At 71.3% G+C, this 20,971-nt stretch carries 17 protein-coding genes and 2 pseudogenes; 10 read left to right on the top strand and 9 right to left on the bottom strand.

Annotated features, from left to right (window positions below):
- The first annotated feature begins 7 nt into the window (after positions 1–7).
- Positions 8–649 carry a response regulator gene (locus tag Cco03nite_RS30370; RefSeq protein WP_203696388.1) on the top strand — a complete coding sequence of 214 codons (642 nt, stop codon included), beginning with the start codon at positions 8–10 and terminating at the stop codon, positions 647–649.
- On the opposite strand, the gene Cco03nite_RS30365 is transcribed toward Cco03nite_RS30370, so the two are convergent.
- The 4 genes from Cco03nite_RS30365 to Cco03nite_RS30350 all read right to left on the bottom strand — a co-directional run bounded on the left by Cco03nite_RS30365 (position 646) and on the right by Cco03nite_RS30350 (position 6,348).
- Complete coding sequence (locus tag Cco03nite_RS30365; RefSeq protein ID WP_203696315.1) at positions 646–2,325, bottom strand: sensor histidine kinase; 1,680 nt, start codon at positions 2,323–2,325, stop codon at positions 646–648. The two genes, Cco03nite_RS30370 and Cco03nite_RS30365, sit on opposite strands and share 4 nt — an antisense overlap.
- 86 nt (positions 2,326–2,411) lie before the next feature.
- Entirely contained in the window at positions 2,412–2,846 is a 435-nt protein-coding gene (locus tag Cco03nite_RS30360) for a CBS domain-containing protein (RefSeq protein WP_203696313.1), read from the bottom strand.
- A gap of 33 nt (positions 2,847–2,879) precedes the next feature.
- Complete coding sequence (locus Cco03nite_RS30355; protein ID WP_203696311.1) at positions 2,880–3,779, bottom strand: universal stress protein; 900 nt, start codon at positions 3,777–3,779, stop codon at positions 2,880–2,882.
- 22 nt (positions 3,780–3,801) lie between these two features.
- The gene (locus Cco03nite_RS30350; RefSeq protein WP_203696309.1) at positions 3,802–6,348 is read right to left on the bottom strand and encodes a cation-translocating P-type ATPase; all 2,547 of its coding nucleotides are present in this window, start codon (positions 6,346–6,348) and stop codon (positions 3,802–3,804) included.
- Positions 6,349–6,576: 228 nt separating this feature from the next.
- On the opposite strand from Cco03nite_RS30350, the gene Cco03nite_RS30345 reads away from it, so the two are divergent.
- The 8 genes from Cco03nite_RS30345 (at position 6,577) to Cco03nite_RS30310 (ending at position 16,511) form a co-directional block, all read left to right on the top strand.
- Positions 6,577–8,937 (top strand): phosphoketolase family protein, encoded by a 2,361-nt coding sequence (locus Cco03nite_RS30345; RefSeq protein WP_203696307.1) that lies wholly within the window; start codon positions 6,577–6,579, stop codon positions 8,935–8,937.
- A gap of 30 nt (positions 8,938–8,967) precedes the next feature.
- Complete coding sequence (locus tag Cco03nite_RS30340) at positions 8,968–9,840, top strand: universal stress protein (RefSeq protein ID WP_203696305.1); 873 nt, start codon at positions 8,968–8,970, stop codon at positions 9,838–9,840.
- 362 nt (positions 9,841–10,202) lie between these two features.
- A complete protein-coding gene (locus Cco03nite_RS30335; protein ID WP_203696303.1) occupies positions 10,203–11,207 on the top strand; it encodes an Acg family FMN-binding oxidoreductase in 1,005 nt (334 codons plus the stop codon).
- Positions 11,208–11,244: 37 nt separating this feature from the next.
- Positions 11,245–11,886, top strand: a complete 642-nt coding sequence (locus Cco03nite_RS30330; protein WP_203696301.1) for a response regulator — start codon at positions 11,245–11,247, stop codon at positions 11,884–11,886.
- Between the two features lie 182 nt (positions 11,887–12,068).
- Positions 12,069–13,256 carry an ABC transporter ATP-binding protein gene (locus Cco03nite_RS30325; RefSeq protein WP_203696300.1) on the top strand — a complete coding sequence of 396 codons (1,188 nt, stop codon included), beginning with the start codon at positions 12,069–12,071 and terminating at the stop codon, positions 13,254–13,256.
- Between the two features lie 132 nt (positions 13,257–13,388).
- Complete coding sequence (locus Cco03nite_RS30320) at positions 13,389–14,399, top strand: zinc-dependent alcohol dehydrogenase (RefSeq protein WP_203696298.1); 1,011 nt, start codon at positions 13,389–13,391, stop codon at positions 14,397–14,399.
- Positions 14,400–14,543: 144 nt separating this feature from the next.
- Entirely contained in the window at positions 14,544–15,515 is a 972-nt protein-coding gene (locus Cco03nite_RS30315) for an Acg family FMN-binding oxidoreductase (RefSeq protein WP_203696296.1), read from the top strand.
- A gap of 351 nt (positions 15,516–15,866) precedes the next feature.
- A complete protein-coding gene (locus Cco03nite_RS30310; RefSeq protein WP_203696294.1) occupies positions 15,867–16,511 on the top strand; it encodes a hypothetical protein in 645 nt (214 codons plus the stop codon).
- Between the two features lie 123 nt (positions 16,512–16,634).
- Here Cco03nite_RS30310 and Cco03nite_RS30305 read toward each other — a convergent pair.
- The 5 genes and pseudogenes from Cco03nite_RS30305 to Cco03nite_RS30285 all read right to left on the bottom strand — a co-directional run.
- Positions 16,635–16,826: pseudogene (locus Cco03nite_RS30305) on the bottom strand (SDR family oxidoreductase); the annotation flags it as partial.
- Between the two features lie 382 nt (positions 16,827–17,208).
- Positions 17,209–17,301 (bottom strand): annotated as a pseudogene (locus tag Cco03nite_RS30300) (universal stress protein); the annotation flags it as partial.
- Positions 17,302–17,425: 124 nt separating this feature from the next.
- Positions 17,426–18,910, bottom strand: coding sequence for a multicopper oxidase family protein (locus Cco03nite_RS30295; RefSeq protein ID WP_203696292.1), 1,485 nt, complete (start codon positions 18,908–18,910; stop codon positions 17,426–17,428).
- Entirely contained in the window at positions 18,907–19,134 is a 228-nt protein-coding gene (locus tag Cco03nite_RS30290) for an SHOCT domain-containing protein (RefSeq protein ID WP_203696378.1), read from the bottom strand. The genes Cco03nite_RS30295 and Cco03nite_RS30290 overlap by 4 nt, the downstream gene beginning before the upstream one ends.
- A gap of 337 nt (positions 19,135–19,471) precedes the next feature.
- Complete coding sequence (locus Cco03nite_RS30285) at positions 19,472–19,735, bottom strand: ArsR/SmtB family transcription factor (protein WP_275412087.1); 264 nt, start codon at positions 19,733–19,735, stop codon at positions 19,472–19,474.
- Positions 19,736–19,828: 93 nt separating this feature from the next.
- Between Cco03nite_RS30285 and Cco03nite_RS30280 the strand changes: the two genes are divergently transcribed.
- Positions 19,829–20,971: phosphoenolpyruvate carboxykinase (GTP) (locus Cco03nite_RS30280; RefSeq protein WP_203696290.1), on the top strand; the 1,143-nt coding region annotated here is incomplete at its 3' end.

The following is a 20,971-nucleotide window of genomic DNA, read 5'->3' as shown; positions in this document are numbered from 1 at the left end:
TGCGGGTGTGATCCGTGTCTTTCTGCTCGACGACCACGAGGTGGTCCGTCGCGGCCTGCGCGACCTGCTCGAAGCCGCCGGTGACATCGAGGTGGTCGGCGAATCCGGCTCAGCGGCCGAGGCCACCAGGCGCATTCCTGCGCTGCGGCCCGATGTCGCGGTGCTCGACGGGCGGCTGCCCGACGGCAGCGGCATCGACGTTTGCCGTGATGTTCGGTCGGTCGACCCGGACATCAAGGGCCTGATCCTGACGTCGTACGAGGACGACGAGGCGCTGTTCGCCGCGATCATGGCCGGTGCCGCGGGTTATGTTCTCAAGCAGATCAAGGGCACCGATCTCGTCGACGGGATACGCCGGGTCGCGGCCGGTCAATCGCTGCTGGATCCGGCCGTCACGCAGCGCGTCCTGGAACGCATCCGCAACCCGAAACACGAACCTGATCAGCTCAAGTCGCTGACCGACCAGGAACGCAAGATCCTCGGATATGTGGCCGACGGGCTCACCAACCGGCAGATCGCGGCGCAGATGTTCCTTGCCGAGAAGACGGTCAAGAACTACGTGTCCAGCCTGCTGACCAAGCTCGGCCTGGAACGACGCACGCAGGCCGCGGTGTTCGCAGTGAAGCTGACCGGTCAGCCGCCCCGCTAGCTGATCGGGACACTCCACCGCAGGACGGTGCCGACCGGGTCGCCGGGTTCGATGCTGAGCTGCCCGCCGTGCAGTGCCGCGCGCTCGGCGAGGTTGAGCAGACCACCGCGGGGCGTGGCGCCGCCGGCGCCGTTGTCGGTGACGGACGCGCTGAGCCGGCCGCCGTCCACCGCGATCGCCACGAGGACCCGTCCGGCGTGTGCGTGGCGTACCACGTTGGACAGCGCCTCACGGATGACGGCGAGCAGGTCGGCGTGCAGCTCGTCGGGAACGGCGCTGTCCACCGGGCCGTCGAGTACCAGGTCGGGCCGGAACCCCAGCGACTCGGCCGCGCCGTCGACGAGGGTGCGCAGCTCGGAGCGCAGTGACTGCCCGGCGGGGCTGCGCAGCTCGAAGATCGCGCCGCGGATGTCGCGGATGGTGCTGTCGAGGGCGTCGACCGCCGACCCGATGCGGGTCGCCAGCTCCGGGCGGGCGGTCGCCATGGAAGCGACGGTCTGCAGCTGCAGACCGGTGGCGAACAGCCGCTGGATGACCACGTCGTGCAGGTCCCGGGCGATGCGCTCGCGGTCGGACAGCACGAGCAGCTGCTCGCGGTCCTCGCGGGCGCGGGCGCGCAGCAGCGCCAGCCCGGCCTGCCCGGCGAAGGCGGTCAGCAGCAGCTCGTCGTCGGCGCGCGCTGCGCCGGTGTAGGCGACCAGCAGCACGCCCTGCCCGGCGGCGAACGGCGCGGCGACGCCGCGGATGTCAGGTACGGCCACCGGCCAGGGCGCTGCCTTGCCGAGCCGGTCGAGGGTCACGACCTGCTGGTTGGCGAGCACCGGCACGAATCCGGTCTGGGCCACCGGCAGGACGGCCCCGGTTAGGCCGGGCACGGGTTCGGCGGCGTCGACGACGGCGACGGTCAGGGCAGCGTTGTCCTCATCGTGCAGCAGGACCGCGACGAGATCGGCTTCGGCGACCTCGCGGGTGCGGCGGGCGACCAGTTGCAGGGCTTCGGCGGTCGACGTGTCCTCACCGAGCGAGTTGATGATTTCCGCTGTGGCGGCCAGCCACCGCTGGCGCCGCTGCGCTACGGCGTACAGGCGCGCGTTCTCGATCGCGGCGCCCGCGGCCGCGGCCAGCGCGATCGTGATCTCCTGGTCGTCGTCGGTGAACTCGGCCGCGTTGCGCTTCTCTGCCAGGTACAGGTTGCCGAACACCTGGTCGCGGATGCGGATCGGGACGCCGAGGAAGCTGTGCATCGGCGGGTGGTTGGCCGGGAACCCGACCGAGCGCGGATGCGTGGAGATGTCGGGCACCCGCACCGGCTCCGGGTGGCTGATCAGCAGGCCCAGCACGCCGTGGCCGGTGGGCAGGTCGCCGATGGCGGCATGCTGTTCCGGGGAGATGCCGTGGGTGATGAACTCGACCAGACGTTCGTCGGAGCCCAGCACCCCCAGCGCGCCGTACTTGGCGTCGGCCAGCCGGCACGCGGCCACGACGATCCGCTCAAGGGTGGAACGGAGGTCCAGGTCGGTGCCGATGCCGACGACCGCGTCGAGCAGGCTGCGCAGCCGCTCGCGGCTGGCCATGACCTCCGACACGCGGTCGAGCAGCTCTTGCAGGAGCTCGTCGAGTTGGACACGGGACAGAGGCGTCAGGCCGAGCGATGCCCACTGGTTTTCCACAGCCATGATGCTATGGCCCCGGTCGGGGTGCGGCCGTGCCCGGTCGCGATGCGGCCGCTTCCCGCCGCCGGTTCGCCGTGCTGCGGTCGTTGTCAGCGGGTGAGCAGGGTGACCAGGTCGCTGCCGGTGATGATGCCGACGGCGCAGCCGCGGCGGTCGACGACCGCGACGGCGTCGACATGGGTCCCGCACATCAGCCGGGCCGCGTCGACCACCGCGGCGTCGGCGTCGACGGCGGCCGGGGTGCTGTCCAGCACGCTGGACACGCGGCGCGCGGACAGGCACCCGGGTTCGGCGGCCCACGCCGCGACGATCGCCCGGTCGCTGATCACCCCGGCGCACCGCCCGGCGCCGTCGACGACGACCAGGTGACGCAGCTTGGTGCCGGCCATCGCAGCCAGGGCGTCTTCCAGGGTCGCCGAGGCGGCCACCTGCACCGGGTGCGTGGTCATCACCTCGCGTACTGCTAGTTGCGGCAGGCCCTGCGGCGTGGTCGCCGGGCGGGCCGGATCTGAGGTCGTGGACATGTTGCTCGCTCCCCCGTGTTCAGGCGACAACGGTCACGGCGTGCGATCCTGTCGCGGGTCCGGAACCACCAGGACGGGGCAGGCAGCGTGGTGCAGGACCTGCTGGCTGACCGAGCCCAGTAGCAGACCTGCGAATCCGCCGCGCCCTCTGGCGCCGACGACGATCAGCTGCGCCAGCTCGCTGAACTGCACGAGCGTGCGACCGGGCCGGCCGCATACCAGCTGCTCACGCACCTCGACCTTGGGGTGGCGCGCCGAAGATGCGGCCAAGGCGTCGGCCAGGACGAGCCTCTCTGCGTCCTCGACCGGTCCGCAGTCGACCGGCACCGGCGGCGTGTAGAGCGTGGCCATCGCCGGGTAGGTCCAGGTGCGTACGGCCAGCAGTTCGGCTTGCTGCTGCTCCGCGGCGACGAACGCGGCCTCGATCGCCGCCGCGCCGGCAGGCGAGTCGTCGACGCCCACCACGATCGGGCCACCTGCGTGTTGCTCACCGCGGGCGACGAGGACCGGTGTGGTGCTGTGTGCGGTGACCTGCACGGCGACCGAGCCCAGCAGCAGGCCGGTGAAGCCACCGAGGCCGCGGTCGCCGAGGACCAGCAGTTCGGCGTCGCGTGCGGCGGTCAGGAGCACCGCCGCGGGGGCGCCGGTGACGAGGTCGGTCACAGCGGTGACGTCCGGCTGCGCCGCGGTGGCGGTCGCGGCGGCTTCGGCGAGCAGGCGTTCGGCGTCGTGTTGTAGGCCGCCTTCGGGCACGGCCTGCGATGCGCCGACGTTGACGTGCATCAGCGGCCAGATGAACGCGTGCACGATCCGCAGGTTGCGGCCGCGGCGGGCTGCCTCATGCGCGGCGAGCCGCACAGCCGACAGCGCGGCGGCTGACCCGTCGACGCCCACCACGATGTCACGCCGTGTCTGCCGTTCCTGGCTGTCCATGAGTGGCTCCTGTCCGTATGGATTATCGACGGTTGCGGCGGCGCCGGCGGGCTGTCCGCCAGATGAGCGCGAGCGTCCCGGGCAGCAGGGCGGCCGCGGCGCAGAAGGCGAGCTGGGTGGCGTTGAGCGGTGCTGTGCCGAGCAGGGCGCGCAGGGCCGGGATCGCGACTGCGGCAAGCTGGGCGAGTGCGGACAGGGCCACGGCGGCAAGCAGGCCAGGGTTGGCCCAGCGGGTCCCGCGGGGTCGGGTGGCGCGTGATGCCAGGGCGATGCCGAGCTGTGCGAGGCCGAGCACGACGAAGACCATGCTCTGCCACGGCCAGCCGGCGGCGGCGGCATACAGGCCGGTGCCGAGGGTGACGGCGGTCAGCAGCGCGCCGAGGGCCAGGACGTCGCGCAGCAGGCCGTCACCGAGGATCTGCTCGTCCGGTGGGCGAGGCGGGCGGCGCAGCACATCGGGTTCGGCGGGTTCGGCGCCGAGTGCGACGCCGGGCAGGCCGTGGGTGAGCAAGTTGATCCACAGGATCTGGCCGGGCAGCAGGGGCAGGCCCAATCCGAGCAGCGGGCCGATGAGCATGACGGCCAGTTCGGCGGCCCCGCCCGCCAGGCCGTAGCGCAGGAAGCGGCGGATGTTGTCGTACACGCGGCGGCCTTCGGCCACGGCGTGGCCGACCGTGGCAAGGTTGTCGTCGACCAGGACGAGGTCGGCGGCCTGGCGGGCCACCTCGGTGCCGCCGCCCATGGCCACGCCGATGTCGGCGCGGGTGAGCGCGGGGGCGTCGTTGACGCCGTCGCCGGTCATCGCCACGACGTGGCCGTGGTGCTGCAGTTCGGCGATGATGTCGAGTTTCTGCTCGGGCTGGGTGCGGGCGAACACCCGCACCCGGTGGGCCTGCTCCGGCTGGTCGCCGGTGGCGATCGGGTCGCCGGGGTTCCAGATGCCGACCTGGGCGGCGATGTGCGCGGCGGTGCCGGGGTGGTCACCGGTGATCAGCATGAGGCGGATGCCGGCCTGGGTGAACTCGGCGGCGGTCGTGGCGGCGGAGGGCCGCAGGGGGTCTTCGATGCCGATGACGCCGAGGGGCCGAAGTCCGGTGGGCGCGATCGGGTTGGTCGGCTCGGCGGTGGTGCCTGCTGCGATGGCGAGCACGCGAAGACCTGAGGCGGCCAGGTCGGCGGCGGCCTGCCTGGTGGCGGCCAGGTGCGGGTCCGCCGGGTCGACCACGGGCGCGCCGAGGACGCTTTCGGGTGCGCCCTTGCAGATGGTCAGGTAGGTGTCGCCGTCGCGGTGGACGGTGGTCATCTGCCGGGTGGCCTGATCGAACGGGTGTTCAGCCCAGCGGGGAGCGTTCGCCCGCACCGCGTCGGGGTCCAGGCCGCAGCGAGCCCCGAACGTGACCAGGGCGGCTTCGAGCGGGTCGCCGACTGCGGTCCAGGCCGGCCGGTCGGGTGCCGGTGCCAGGACTGCCGCGTCGGAGCAGAGCGTTCCGGCGCGGGCCAGATCGAGCAACGATTGCGGCAGCGGAGAGGCGGTGCCGGAGATCCGCCCGGCGGGTTCGTAGCCGATGCCGGTGACCGCGACGTCGGCGCCGGGCGTGACGGCCCGGCGCACGGTCATACGGCCCTCGGTCATGGTGCCGGTCTTGTCGGACGCGACGACGGTCACCGACCCCATCGTCTCGACCGCGTGCAGGTTGCGTGGGATCGCCCGGCGGCGGGCCATCCGTCGGGCGCCCAGCGCCAGTGAAAGGGTCACCACGGCGGGCAGCGACTCCGGGACCGCGGCGACGACCAGGCTGACCGCGGTCAGGGCCATCAACAGCAGCGGCCTGCCTGCGGCCAGCCCTGCGGCGAACACGACCAGGCACAACGCGACCGCGAGCGCGCCCAGGACGCGGCTGAGGCGGGTGAGGCGCTTCTGCAGCGGGGTCGGCCCGGCATGGGTGGTCGCGACAAGCTCGGCGATGCGGCCCAGGGCGCTGCGCGCGCCGGTGCGGACCACGATGCCCGCGGCGCGGCCGGTGACCAGCACCGTGCCCGCGGACAGTTCGTCGCCCGCGTCGCGGGTCACGGGCACGGACTCACCGGTCAGGGCCGCTTCGTCGGCCTGGCACCGGTGCGCGTCGTGCAGCAGCAGGTCGGCGGGCACGATGTCCCCGGCCTCAACCCGCACCACATCCCCGCGGACCAGGTCGGCGGCGGGCACGACGAGTTCGGCGCCGTCGCGGGTGACCCGGGCGGTCGGCGCGGTGAGGGTGTCCAGCGCGGCCACGGCCTTGTCCGCGCGGACCTGCTGCGCGACCCCGATGGCGGTGTTGAGGCACACGACCACGGCGATGATCGCCGTGTCGGCCCAGTCCCCGAGAATGCCGGTCACCGCCCCGGCTACCAGCAGCAGCGACACGAGCGGGTCGGCCAGCTGCGCCACTACCCGCCGCAGCAGACGGGGCGGGTGTGGGGGCGCGACGGCGTTCGGGCCGTCCTGCGCCAGCCGTGCCCCGGCTTCGCCGGCGGTGAGGCCGGCCAGCCTCTGCCCGGCGAATGTGGCGGGTGTCTCGGTGAGGGCCATGGTTCCAAGGCTCTCGCCGACGCGTACCTGCGGCACAGAGCAGATCGCCCCGACGCGCACAGGCCCCTGGGGCACGATGCCCGGGCCGAAAGTCCCGACCTGGTGACCGCGCCGACGGCGTGCCCCGTCCCCGGCCAGCCCGAAGGCCGCGGAGGGGGCCGAAGGTCCCGAACCGGCAGGGCAGGCAGCCCCTACACCCCACCGGTCACAGCAGTCACGCTGACGAACATGCATATCGCACAGGGCGCCCCGCTGGGCGCGCAGGAGCTCGCACGCATCGACGCGCACTGGCGAGCCGCCAACTACCTGTCCGTCGGGCAGATCTACCTGATGGCCAACCCGCTGCTGACCGAGCCGCTGCTGCCCGAACATGTCAAGCCGCGCCTGCTCGGGCACTGGGGCACCACGCCCGGCCTGAACCTCCTCTACACGCACCTGAACCGGATCATCGCCGCCCGCGGCCAGGAGACCATCTACATCACCGGTCCCGGCCACGGCGGCCCCGGCCTGGTCGCCAACACCTGGCTGGAGGGCACCTACAGCGAGACGTATCCGCACGTCAGCCTCGACGAGCGAGGCATGGGCCGGCTGTTCCGTCAGTTCTCGTTTCCCGGCGGCATCCCCAGCCACGTCGCGCCGGAGACCCCCGGCTCCATCCACGAGGGCGGGGAGCTCGGCTACAGCCTCTCCCACGCCTACGGTGCCGCACTGGACAATCCCGACCTGCTCGTCGCGTGCGTCATCGGCGACGGCGAGGCCGAGACCGGCCCCCTGGCCGCGTCGTGGCACTCCAACAAGTTCCTCGACCCGGTCGGCGACGGGGCGGTGCTGCCGATCCTGCACCTCAACGGCTACAAGATCGCCAACCCGACGGTGCTGGCCCGGCTTTCCGACGACGAGCTGACCGCGCTGCTGACCGGCTACGGCCACAAGCCCTACCTGGTCGAAGGCGACGACCCGGCCACGGTGCACCAGCTGCTGGCCGCGACCCTCGACACGGTCTGCGATGAGATCGCCGCGATCCGGGCCGCCGCACGCACCGGCGAGCTCGCCGACCGGCCGCGCTGGCCGATGATCGTGCTGCGCACGCCGAAGGGCTGGACCGGCCCGAAGCAGGTCGACGGCCTGCCGGTCGAGGGCACCTGGCGAGCCCACCAGGTGCCGCTGTCGGCCGCCCGCGACGACACCGACCACCTGGCCATGCTCGCCGACTGGATGCGCTCCTACCGGCCTGACGAGCTGTTCGACGCCACCGGCGCGCCACGCCCGGAGGTCGTCGGCTGGCTGCCGACCGGGCAGCTGCGCATGGGCGCCAACCCGCACACCAACGGCGGCCGTCTGGTCCGCGACCTGGAACTGCCCGACTTCCGGACGTACGCCGTCAAGCCGGGCCCGCTTGCCGAACCGACCAGAGTGCTGGGCTCCTGGGTCCGCGACGTGATGGCCGCCAACGCCGCCTACCGCAACTTCCGGATCGTCGGCCCCGACGAGACCGAGTCCAACCGGCTCGGCGCCGTCCTCGACGTCACCGGCAAGGCCTGGCACGCCCGCACCGTCGACACCGACCTGCACCTCGACCCGCACGGACGGGTCATGGAGATCCTTTCCGAGCACACCTGCCAGGGCTGGCTGGAAGGCTACCTGCTCACCGGCCGGCACGGCCTGTTCTCCTGCTACGAGGCGTTCGTCCACATCGTCGACTCGATGCTCAACCAGCACGCCAAATGGCTGAAGGTCACCCGCGAACTGGACTGGCGCAAGCCGATCCCGTCGCTGAACTACCTGCTGACCTCGCACGTGTGGCGCCAGGACCACAACGGGTTCTCCCACCAGGACCCCGGCTTCATCGACCACGTCGTCAACAAGAAAGCCGACGTCATCCGCGTGTACCTGCCCCCGGACGCCAACACCCTGCTCAGCGTGGCCGATCACTGCCTGCGCAGCCGCGACTACATCAACGTCGTCGTGGCCGGCAAGCAGCCCGCGCCGACGTTCCTCGACATCGACGAGGCCGTCGCGCACTGCACCCGCGGCCTGGGCATCTGGCCCTGGGCAGCCGACGACGGCGGCGACCCCGACGTCGTGCTCGCCGCCGCCGGCGACGTGCCCACCATGGAGATCCTCGCCGCCGCGGACCTGCTGCGCGAGCACCTGCCCGAGCTGCGGGTACGCGTGGTGAACGTCGTCGACCTGATGCGGCTGCAGCCGCAGACCGAGCACCCGCACGGGCTGCCCGACGCCGAGTACGACGCCATCTTCACCACCGACCGGCCCGTCGTGTTCGCCTATCACGGCTACCCGTGGCTGATCCACCGGCTGACCTACCGCCGCCGCGGACACGAGCACCTGCACGTGCGCGGCTACAAGGAGGAAGGCACCACCACCACACCGTTCGACATGCTGGTCCGCAACGACATGGACCGGTTCCACCTGGTCGTCGACGTCATCGACCGGGTGCCCGGCCTGGCCCGCAAGGCCGCCGCGCTGCGCCAGGCGATGGTCGACAAGCGCACCGAGCACGCCGCCTGCATTCGCGAGACCGGCCAGGACCTGCCCGAGATCCGCGACTGGACCCCGACGCGCCGCTGAACCGGCCGTCACCGAGGAAGGGGGGACATCATGTCCATGGACGTCACGGGGCGGGTGCTGGTCGGAGTCGACGACCTGTCCGGCACCGCCCCGGCCGTCGAGGCCGCGCTCGCCGAGGCCCGCCGGGCCGGCTGCGGCCTGAGCCTGGTGCACGCGTTCGCCAGCCCGCCGGCGTTCGGGCCCAGCCCGTGGCTCAACGCCTACGCCGCGGCCCTGCCCGAAGCACGGGACCTGCTCGAACGGCAGGCCGCCCGGCTGCGCGGCGCGCACGACGGCCTGGACGTCGACACCCGTGTCGTCGTCGGCCATCCCGCGCCGGCGCTCATCGAGGCGTCCCGGACCGCACGGCTGACCGTGGTCGGCTGCCGCGGCGTCGGTGGTTTCACCGAGCTGCTGCTGGGCTCGGTCAGCGCACAGGTCGCCGCCCACACGCACAGTCCCGTGCTCGTCATCCGCCCACCTGGGCACGGGCGGCCCGCAGCCGACGCCCCGGTCCTGATCGGCGTCGACGCCGCGCCGGCCGGCGCCGAGGTTGTCGAGGCAGCGTTCGAGCACGCCCACGCGCGCGGCGTCGAGCTGGTGGCAGTGCACTGCTGGGCGTCGACGGATGCGCCTGGCGGTGATCCGTGCGGCGAGCACGACCCGTCGGCACCGGAGGTCGCAGCTCAGCTGCTGCTCGATGGCGCGTTGGCCGCAGCGCGGCACCGCTACCCCCAGGTGCGGGTGGTCCGGCGGCTGATCCGCACCACGGCGACGGGCTCCGCGCTGGTCCGCGAGTCCGCCGAGGCCGGGCTCGTCGTGGTCGGCAGCCGAGGGCACGCCGGCGCCGCGGGCGTGCTGCTGAACTCGGTCAGTCAGGCGTTGTTGCACCACGCCCACTGCCCGGTGGCCGTCATCCGCTGACTGCGCTGGCCGTGGCTGACGCGCCGGTGCGACACCCAGCCGTGACGATTCCGTCTCGGCATCGACACCATCGACGTCTACGCCGACCCGGGCCGGCAGCTGCCCATCGCCGATCCCGACGGGCGGGGCGCTGCGCCCGTCATGCGGTGCGGCCGTCTTCCACGCCCGCGTTGCCCTGGCGCATCTGGGCTGGGCCAGCGAGACGCTCCTGCAACCGGATACCGCCGATGCGCGGCACGTGGTCCGGCCCGCCGGTAAATCGTTGGCAGGGCCGAAAGTCCCGGCTGGAAGGACCCTAAGCTCCTGGCCTCGCCCCAGGCACACAGGGTGCACTGGACGAGACGACTTCTTGGAGGCAGACGATGACCACGCTCGCTGGCGAGCACCGCCGTCCTGTGGCGGCGGCCTACGCCGAGGCCGCTGACGCGGCGCGGCGCGCGCCCTCGATCCACAACACCCAGCCCTGGCACTGGCAGATCCACCCCGATCGGCTCGACCTGTACTCCGACACCACGCGCGCGCTGCCCGGCACCGACCCCGACGAGCGGATGCTGCTGCTCAGCTGCGGGGCAGCCCTGCACCACGCCCAGGCTGCCCTGCACGCCCAGGGTTACGACGTCGCCGTACGCCCGCTGCCCGACCCGGCCCGGCCGGAGCATCTGGCGACCGTCACCATCACGGGCGACATTCCCGTGACCGCGCACGCGATGCGACTTGTGCAGGCCCTGCAGCTGCGGCACACCGACCGACGACCCACCGTCGACGTCCCGGTCACCGCAGAGCAAGTCGAGCAGCTGCGCCGGATCGCCGACGCTGTCGGCGTCCACCTGCACCGGCTGACCCCGGACCAGGTCACCGACCTCGTTGTCGCGGTCTCGCACGCCGAGGACGCCGCCGCGGCCGAACCCGCCGTCCTCGCCGAGACCCACCGGTGGACCGGCCCCGGACGGCCCGCCGGCACCGGGCTACCTCCCGAGGTGATCCCCGACCGGCGGCCCGAGACCGACGTCGGTGAGCGCGATTTCGGCACCCGCGGCACCCTCACGGTCGGCGGCGGCCACGACAAGGCCTCGACCTACGTCGTTTTGTTCGGCAGCGAGGACGACCGCGCCGCGTGGCTGCGGGCCGGTCAGGCCCTGTCGGCGGTGTGGCTGCACGCCACCGTGCAAGGGCTGGCCGTGCTGCCCTTCAGCCAGGTCATCGAGATCGACGGCACCCGCGCCATGATGCGCCGCATCCTGTCCAACCTCGCGTATCCCTACCTCGTGCTGCGCCTGGGCGTCGCCGACCCCGAGCACGCCCTGCCGGGACACACGCCACGGCTGCCGTTCGACGCCACCGCCACCATCGACCAGACCGACCAGTGACCCGCCTGAGCACCGGCGGCCGGAACAGGAACCCGCCATGATCCGAGTCTTCGTCCTCGACGACCACGAAGTGGTCCGCCGCGGGCTCATCGACCTGCTGCAGCAAGCCGGCGACATCGAAGTCGTCGGCGAGTCCGGGTCGGCTGTCGAGGCCACCCGGCTGATTCCCGCGATGCACCCCGACGTCGCGATCCTCGACGCCCGGCTGCCCGACGGCAACGGCATCGACGTCTGCCGCGACATCCGCTCGACAGATCCCCGCATCCAGGGGCTGATCCTGACGTCGTACGAGGACGACGAGGCGCTGTTCGCCGCGATCGTGGCCGGCGCCGCCGGATATGTCCTCAAACAGATCCGCGGCACCGATCTGCTGGACGCCGTGCGCCGCGTCGCCGCCGGGCAGTCGCTGCTCGACCCTGCCGTCACCGCGCAGGTCCTGCAACGCATCCGCCGTGGCGTGCGCACTCCGCCGGAGCTGGCACAGCTCACCGAGCAGGAGCGGCGCATCCTCGGCCACATCGCCGACGGTCTGACCAACCACGAGATCGCCGACAAGATGTTCCTGGCCGAGAAGACGATCAAGAATTATGTCACCAGCATCCTGGCCAAGCTGGGCCTGGAACGCCGCACCCAAGCTGCGGTCCTCGCTGTGCGGGTACTCGGCGGCCCGCGGCTCTGACCTGCTGACGCGGTCCTCGACAGCGCCCCACCGAGCGCCGCCCGGCAACGGTCGGCGGGGGCACAAGGACGCACCGACAGGAGACCTTCGGCCCTGCCCGCACTGTCCAAGCAGGACCAGTGTGGCATTGCACCCTCCACCCCCACGCCGCCACAAGCGGTACCGAACAGAGGTGACACCCCATGGCCACCGTCGTCATCGACCGGCTCAGCAAGACGTTTCCCAACGCGACCCGCCCCGTCCTGGACGAAGTCAGCCTCACCGTCGGCGACGGCGAGTTCCTGGTCCTCGTCGGCCCGTCGGGCTGCGGCAAATCCACCCTGCTGCGGCTGATCGCCGGGCTCGAAGACCCCGACCTTGGTGGCATCAGCATCGACGGAACCGACGTCACCTACCTGCCGCCGAAGGTCCGCGACATCGCGATGGTGTTCCAGAGCTACGCCCTGTACCCGCACATGACCGTCGCCGAGAACCTCGGCTTCAGCCTGCGCATGTCCCACACGCCCCGTGAGCAGGCGGCCGCCCAGGTCGAACGGGTCGCCCACGTCCTGGCGCTGGAGACCCTGCTGGACCGCAAACCCTCAGCCCTGTCCGGCGGACAGCGTCAACGCGTCGCGATGGGCCGTGCGATGGTCCGCCACCCCAAGGTCCTGTTGATGGACGAGCCGCTGTCCAACCTCGACGCGAAGCTGCGGGTGGCCATGCGCGGGGAGCTGATGCGCCTGCACCAGCACGACGCCACCACCACCCTGTACGTCACCCACGACCAGGTCGAGGCCATGACCCTCGGCGACCGCATCGCGGTGCTGCACGACGGGCGCATCCAGCAGGTCGGCACCCCGCAGGAGCTCTACCACCGCCCGGTCAACGTGTTCGTCGCCGGTTTCATCGGCTCTCCCGCCATGAACCTCGCTCTCGGCCGGGTCGAACCGGGCACCGACGGACCGGTCCTGGCCCTCGGCACACACCGCTGGCCTGTTCCTGCCGTGCTGCTGGACAGGCTCGCCGGGCTGGACACCGAAGCCGGACACGACGTCGTCGTCGGGCTGCGGCCGAGCGCCCTGGGACTCGCCGCGCACACCCCCGGCCAAACCGATGTCGCGGTGGCCGCGATCACGGTCGAGGCCCTCGGCGACGAGACCAATGTGCTGTTCCTGCCACCGTTCCCGGTGCCCGAAGTGATCCGCGCCGGCACCGGACCGGCCGACACCGAACTCACCGCCATGTGGACCGCCCGCCTGGAACCCGATGTCGCCGTCACCGCCGGCGACGAACTCACCCTCGCCCTGGACCTGGCGCAGGCGTACCTGTTCGACGCCGCCACCGGCATGGCCCTGCACCCGGCCGAGGCCGGTGTCGCAGCCGCGTGACCGTCAGCCGCAACGCGCCCGTGATCGGGACGAAGGTCCCGCTGAACAGGTCGACGGTCTCATGACCGGGACCCTGCGGCGGACGAGGCTCAACGGTGAAGCCACCGAGAGGTGATGAGGAAAGGAGCTGTCATGCGCGCCTGCGTGGTCACCGACTTCGCCGCCCCGCTGACCATCGGCGAGGTGCCCATCCCCCAGCCCGGCCCCGACCAGGTCCTGGTCCGGGTCGAGGCCAGCGGGTTGTGCCACACCGACATCCACGCCGCCCGCGGCGACTGGCCCGTCAAACCGTCGCTGCCGTTCATCCCCGGCCACGAGGGCGTCGGCATCGTCGAACGCCTCGGCCGCGGTGTCACCGAGGTCGCCGTCGGCGACCGCGTCGCGATGCCGTGGCTGGGCTACAGCTGCGGCACCTGCGAGTACTGCGTCAGCGGACGCGAGACGCTGTGCGAGTCGCAGCGCAACACCGGCTACGGCATCGACGGCGGCCACGCCGAGTTCGCTGTCGCGTACGCCCGCCACGTCGTGAAGGTCCCCGAGGGCGTCAGCCCGTTCGACGCCGCACCGCTCACCTGCGCCGGCGTGACCACCTACAAGGCGATCAAGGTCGCCGGCGTCCGGCCGACGGAGCGGGTCGCGATCTTCGGCATCGGCGGGCTGGGGCACCTCGCCCAGCAGTACGCGCAGATCTTCGGCGGCGACGCCATCGCCGTCGACGTCACCGAGGAGAAGCTGTCCCTGGCCCGCAAGCTCGGCGCCGCCCACACGATCAACGCCGCGCGCACCGACCCCGTCGCCGCGATCCATGCTCTGGGCGGCGCCGACGTCGCCGTCGTGCTAGCCGCCAGCCCCACCGTCCTGGAGCAGGCCCACGCCAGCCTGCGCCGCGGCGGCCGCCTCGTACTGGTGTCGCTGCCCAAGGACAACATCATGCGCCTGCCGGTGTTCGAGACCGTCCTGGGCGGGTTGACGATCATCGGTTCCATCGTCGGCACCCGGGCCGACCTCGCCGAGGTGTTCGCCCTGCACGCCGCTGGACGCACCACCGTGCAGTACGAGATCCGCGACCTCGACGAGATCAACGACGCCATCGAGGAAGTCCTCGCCTCGACCGTCACCGCCAGGATCGTGTTCCGCCTCTGACACACAGCCGGGCGGGCCGCCACAACGCGGCCCGCCCGGTTGCTTACGCCGAACGCGCCGGAAACGCCCACCCGGCAGCCGGGCACCGTGGAGGATCAGGACGGGCCTCCAGACCGGCCACCGGGGCTAACTCAGGAGATCGTCATGACCACCGCGCTGACCCTGACCGACACCGCGTTCCGCGACGTCGTCGCCGCCGCCGTACGCGCCCCGTCCCTGCACAACAGCCAGCCATGGCGTTTCCGGAACCGGGGCGGCGCGATCGAGATACATCTCGACCCGGCCCGGTGCCTGCCGGTCGCCGACCCCACCGGCTGGGCCGCACGCATCGCCTGCGGCGCCGCGACCCTCAACGCCCGCCTTGCGCTGACCGCCATGGGCCTGGCCGCACGGGTGCAGCTGCTGCCCGAGCCGAGCAGTCCGCAGCTGCTCGCGCGGCTCACCCCGACGGCGGCCTGGCAGACGACCCCGGCCGAGGAGGCGCTGTTCGCCGCGATCGAGCGTCGGTTCAGCAACCGGGAGCCCTTCTATCCCGCACCGGTCCCCGTCCACGCCCAGGTGCAGATCGTTGACGCCGCACGCGCCGAGGGCGCCTGGGCCGACATCCTCAGCGGCCCCGCGTGCGTCGAGGTCATCTCAGAGATCGTCCGCGCAGCCGACGCCGTACTGGCTGCCGACGGCGCCTACCAGGAGGAACTGCACGCCTGGACCCGACCCGACCGCGACGACCGCGACGGGGTGCCCGCACCGGCCGGCGGTCCGGCCCGGCAGACCGGCGATCTGCTGCCGCGTCGCGCCTACGGCCACCGTGAAGCCGTTCCAGGCGGCGACTTCGACCCCGACCCGCTCGTGGTCGTGCTGGGCACCGGCGGTGACACTCCGGCCGACCAGCTCCGGGCCGGCATCGCCCTGCAACGGGTCCTGCTCACCATCACCGATTCCGGCCTGGCCGCCTCTATGCTGTCGCAGCCGATCGAGGACCCCGCCGAGCGGGACAGGCTGCGACTCGCCCTGGACCGCTGTGAGATTCCCCAGATGGTGCTGCGGGTCGGCACCGGCCGGGCTGGTTACCCCACGCCCCGCCGTGAACTGGCAGAGGTCATCGACGAGCCGTGACCGCTCTTGGCGCGAAGCCCGCGGCCCCGGCCTGAACACAGCGCCACCGCGACCCTTCCGGCAACCACGGCCGCACGGCCGACCACTGGTACCGGACTTCGAGAACCGCGCAGCAATCAGGGTGGCGTCCGCGTCGAATGTGCCGTCGCCACCTGAGTCCCCGGCGCCCGCGGCCTCGCGCCGCCCCGTGTCGAGCCCGGACGACACAGCCGCAGCGGCACCGGCCACAGGCCTGACGGCAGTGCGACAGCAGGTCATTGGTCCCGAGACGACAGGTCCTCCAACTCTGCTGTGACAGCAGGGACGCACGGGATTCTTGATGCAGACAACGATCCCCCCAAGGAGACGACCATGAAGCGCAGGACCCTCGACCTGATGTTCAGCCTCGGCGGTGTGGTCATCGCCATCCTGCTGACCGTCGCCGGCGTCGTGCTCACGGCCAACGCGAACTTCGCCACCGACTACGTCACCTCGCAACTGGCCGAGCAGAACATCACCTTCAAGACCCTCGACACCCTCACCCCCGACGAGCGCGAGCAGCCCGGACTGGTCGAGTACGCCGGGCAGAAACTCACCACGGGCAAGCAGGCCGAGGTGTACGCCCTGCAGTTCATCGGCCTGCACCTGAAGAACACCGCCGGCGGCAAGACCTACGCCGACCTCGGCGTCCCGCAGAGCCAGCTCCGGGCCCAGGTCGCCGAAGCGGCCAAGAACAACGACCCGAACCTGGCCGCGCTGCAGCAGCAGCTGGCCGAGGTCACCGCCCAGCGCGAGACCATGTTCAAGGGTGAGACCCTGCGCGGGCTGCTGCTGACGACCTACGGGTTCAGCGAGTTCGGCGTCAAGGCCGGGCAGGCGGCGCTGGTGGCCTACCTGGCGGCGCTGGTGATGTTCCTGCTGTCGGTCGCCGGGTTCTTCCACGCCTGGATCACGCCCCGCACGCAGCCGTTCGCGCCGATCGAAGCGGTTCCTGACCGGGAGCAGATCAACGCCTGACAGTTCCACCTCGTGGGGCGGCCCGCCGGAAGGCGTACCGCCCCACGAACGCGTGTATGCCCAGCAGTTCCGTTTGCCAGGTCGGCCAGGGACTGTCCACCGGGACGTATACAGCATGAGAGCAGACGCGGCCGCGATGCCGTACATGGTGCCGCGCAGGTTGACGTCGATCATCTGATCCCACTCGTCGACCCGCAGCGCGTCGAGCGTGGACAAGGACATGACGCCCGCGTTGTTGACCAGGACGTCGATGCGCCCGTATCGGTGGTGTGCGCCCTCGACGAAGGAGCGGGTGCTGTCTCGGTTGGTCACGTCGAGCTCCGCAGCTCGGTAGGGCCAAGCAGTTCACATGAACGAGGCAGGTGAATCATGCTTGGCAGTGGCGTCGATATGCTCCGGTGGCCACCCCGCCACGCTCGCACTCCCTTGCGATACGGCAGGTCCTTGCCTGGTCTCTAGACCGAAATGCGGTGTCAGGCTCGAGGTCAATCGAAGTACGAGCAGGCCGCCCGCCCCGATGCGACACTGTCCGTACGCATCGACCACGCCGACATCCGGGTCAACCGTGTCGCCGACGCGGGTCGCTGCCGCACGGTGCCGGCGGACATGCGTTCGACCCTGGCGATCAGCACACCACAGTCGGCCATCTGAAGCACAGCTCCGGCGTCGGCCGCCGACACCGGACGCCGCTGCGGCATCAGTGATCGTGAACGGCCACGACCGGGCAGGACGAATGATGGACCAGAGCGTGGCTGACCGAGCCGAGCAGCATCCCGGTGAACCCGCCGCGGCGGTCAGGCTCGCGGTGACACGCGGCCGGATGCCCGGCATCCCGTCCACGGCCCAGGGCCGCTGCGTGACCGCACCGAAGCCGGCCACCGCCGCCTGCGGCGGCAGCGTCACGCGACAGGCCACTAATGGTCACGGACGTTGACGGTGCCCATCATGCCGAGATCTTCGTGGTCGAGGATGTGGCAGTGGTAGACGCTGCGTCCGGAGTGACCGGTGAACGGGATACGCAGGCCGGCCTGGCCGTATGCCGGCACGAGGACGACGTCCTGCAGAGTCGTGGCCGGTGGCGTCGATACGCTCGGATCCATGACGTGGAAGGGCCACCCGTGCAGGTGGAATGGGTGATCCATCGGGCTGGTGTTGACCACTGTCCACTCCTCGGTCGTGCCGGGCGTGACGATCTGGTCGTCGCGGCCGGCCTCGAAGGTGCGTCCGTCGATCGTGAACCCCATACCCATGCCCATCCGCATCCCGGTGCCCATCCCCATGGCGAGGGTGAGCCGGCGCTGTCGGGCGACCGGGCCATGCGGCCCGGTCGGCGCAGGCAGTGCCGTGGGCAGCGGCGGTGTGGAGCCGGTCGAGCCGGTGACGACAAGGGTCGCGAGGATGACTGGACCGCGTTGGCCACCCGTGGCGGCCATACCGCCCATCATGGTGGCGCTGCCGCGGTCGTAGGGTACGGCCAGCAGCGCGAACCGGCCGTCGGCCGCGGGGCGCACTATCACGTCGACACGGTTTCCCGGGGCGAGGACCACCTGATCACGGTCGATGGGTGCGGCGAGGAAACTGCCGTCGAGGGCGATCTGGGTGAGCCGGTGGCCGTCAAGCCGCAGGGCCAGCACCCGCGAGACGCAACCGTTGATCACCCGCCACCGTTCGGCGCTGCCCGCAGAGGCCGCGATGACCGGCTCGTGCTGACCGTTGACCAGCACCAGGTCGCCTTCCCTGCCCTGCATCCTGGCCATGGCGTCGGCCGGCACGACGTGGCCGCCGGCGTCCAGCGTGGTGTCGGTGACCAGCAGCACCCGGTCGCTGCTGACAGGCAGGTCGGGGCCGCCCTCGACCAGGAGCGCGCCGGCGAGGCCGGCAAAGATCTGGTCGGCGACGTTGCCGTGATGGTGCGGGTGGTACCAGAACGTGCCGGGTGGATGATCTGGCGGAATCCTGATCTCGTAGTCGAATTCCGCCCCGGGGTCGATGGCGATGAACGGGTTGTCGCCGTTGGCCTGCGGCGACACTTTCAGCCCGTGGGTGTGCAGGTTCGTCGGCTGCCCGAGCTGGTTGACCAGCTGTACTCGCAGCAGGTCACCCGGCCGTACGCGCAACGTCGGTCCCGGCGAGGTCCCGTTGTACCCCCACGCCGAGGTGTCGAGGCCCGCCAGCCGCACCCCCGCGGCGGCGGCCAGACGCACACTCAGAATTCCATCCCGGCCGACCACCACCTCGGGCTGGCGCAATGGCTCGCCGGTCTCGGCCGGTGAAAGGCGACCGCCCCTCACCGGCAGTCCCGCGTCGATGATCCAGCCGGTCATCCCTGCCATGACGCTCGCCGCGCCAAGCCCGGCCAGGCCGAGAGCCCGGCGGCGACTGATCGGCCGGGCGGTCACGGTAGATCGCCCTTTCGACGCCGGTACTCCTCGTCGCCGATCTCACCTCGGGCGTAGCGCTCATCGAGGATGGTCCGGGCCGGTGAGCGGTCCGGGTGAGGTGGGGTCACCGCATCGGAGGGCCGGGTCTGTGTGACCATCAGCGCCAGATAGCCCAAGACCAGCAAGCCGAGCACGATCAGGGCTGGCCAGATCCACATCCATCCCATCCCATTGCCCATCATCGCCGACACCCCTCTCCCAGTGGCGAGGCCGGCACCAACGCTGAAACCAAACCGTGCAGGCCAGGCACTGTCAACGCTACGTACTCGATGGGGTTCTCGACCCGTGCCATTGGTCCCGACCGCAGTGCCAGGTGGCCCGTGCAAGATTCCGGTCGACGGCGCGGCTGACTCGCGTACACCAGCCGCAGCAATGGCCTGAACCCCGATGGCGACCGCGTTGCTCCGGGGTTGATGGCGCGAGAATGGGCCGGGCGGGTCGGGCAGGCACGAGAGATGGGACGCCTGCCTGACACGCCCGGCCCGGCCAGGGGTGGCGCGAAAGAGTGTGCCGCGTGGCCTAGCGGACGCCGGCCTGCGCCACACGCAGATCGTCGAGCAGTTCGACCTGGTTGGCCAGCACCTCGGTGAGGATCCGGCGGGCGACAGCGAGCAGCTCGGCCACCTGGGGGCTGATCAGGGAGTAGTAGACGGTCGAGCCTTCCTTGCGGGTCACGACCAGGTTCATCTTGCGCAGGACGGCCAGCTGCTGGGAAAGGTGGGCGGACTCCAGGCCGACCTCCGGCAGCATCTCCCCCACCGAGTGCTCCCTCTCGGCGAGCAGTTCGAGGACCTACACGACATAGTGAGTTGCTAAAGTAAGCAACTAATTGAGGGCTGCGGCACGGACGCTCTCAGGCAGAAAGGCACGAGATCGATGACTGTGGCAACGACGGCCGGCCTGTCCCCTGCCCCGACTACCCATCCGCGGCTGGTGGCGTGGGTGGCCGAGGTGGCCGCGCTGACCACGCCGGCGCAGGTGGTGTGGTGCGACGGCTCCGACGACGAGTGGAAGCGCTTGACCGAACAGCTCGTCGCCGTCGGCACCCTCGTTCGGCTCAACCCCGCAGTCAAGCCGAACTCGTTCTGGGCCCGCACCGACCCCTCAGATGTGGCCCGGGTTGAGCAGCGCACCTTCATCTGCTCCGTGGACGAGGCTGACGCCGGGCCGACCAACAACTGGATGGCTCCGGCCGAGATGAAGCAGCTGATGAGCAACCTGTACCGCGGCTGCATGGCCGGGCGGACCATGTACGTGATCCCGTTCTGCATGGGACCCCTGGACGCCGAGGACCCGAAGTTCGGCGTGGAGATCACCGACTCGGCATACGTCGCGGCCAGCATGAAGATCATGACCCGGATGGGCGCCCCCGTCCTGGCCGCCATGGGCGACGACGCCGAGTTCGTGCCCGCGCTGCACTCGGTCGGCGCCCCACTCGCGCCCGGGCAGGCCGACGTGATGTGGCCGTGCAACGACACCAAGTACATCGCGCACTTCCCCGACACCCGCGAGATCTGGTCGTACGGGTCGGGCTATGGCGGCAACTCGCTGCTGGGCAAGAAGTGCTACAGCCTGCGCATCGCCAGTGTGATGGCCCGCGATGAGGGCTGGCTGGCCGAGCACATGCTCATCCTCAAGCTCACCTCCCCGCAGCAGCAGGTCCACTACGTCGCCGCGGCGTTCCCATCCGCGTGCGGCAAGACCAACCTCGCCATGCTCGAGCCGACCGTCCCGGGCTGGAAGGTCGAGACCCTGGGCGACGACATCGCCTGGATGCGCTTCGGCGACGACGGCCGCCTGTACGCGGTCAATCCGGAGTACGGGTTCTTCGGCGTCGCGCCCGGCACCGACGACACCACCAACCCCAACGCCATGCGGACCCTGGCGCAGGGCAACTCGCTGTTCACCAATGTCGCGCTGACCGACGACGGCGACGTGTGGTGGGAGGGCATGGGCACCCCGCCGGCACACCTGACCGACTGGCACGGCAACGACTGGACCCCCGACTCCGGCACACCG

The organism is Catellatospora coxensis (genome assembly GCF_016862635.1).
GTDB lineage: Bacteria > Actinomycetota > Actinomycetes > Mycobacteriales > Micromonosporaceae > Catellatospora > Catellatospora coxensis.
The sequence above is the reverse complement of the archived record's forward strand: the minus strand, read 5'-3'. Positions and strand labels throughout refer to the sequence as shown.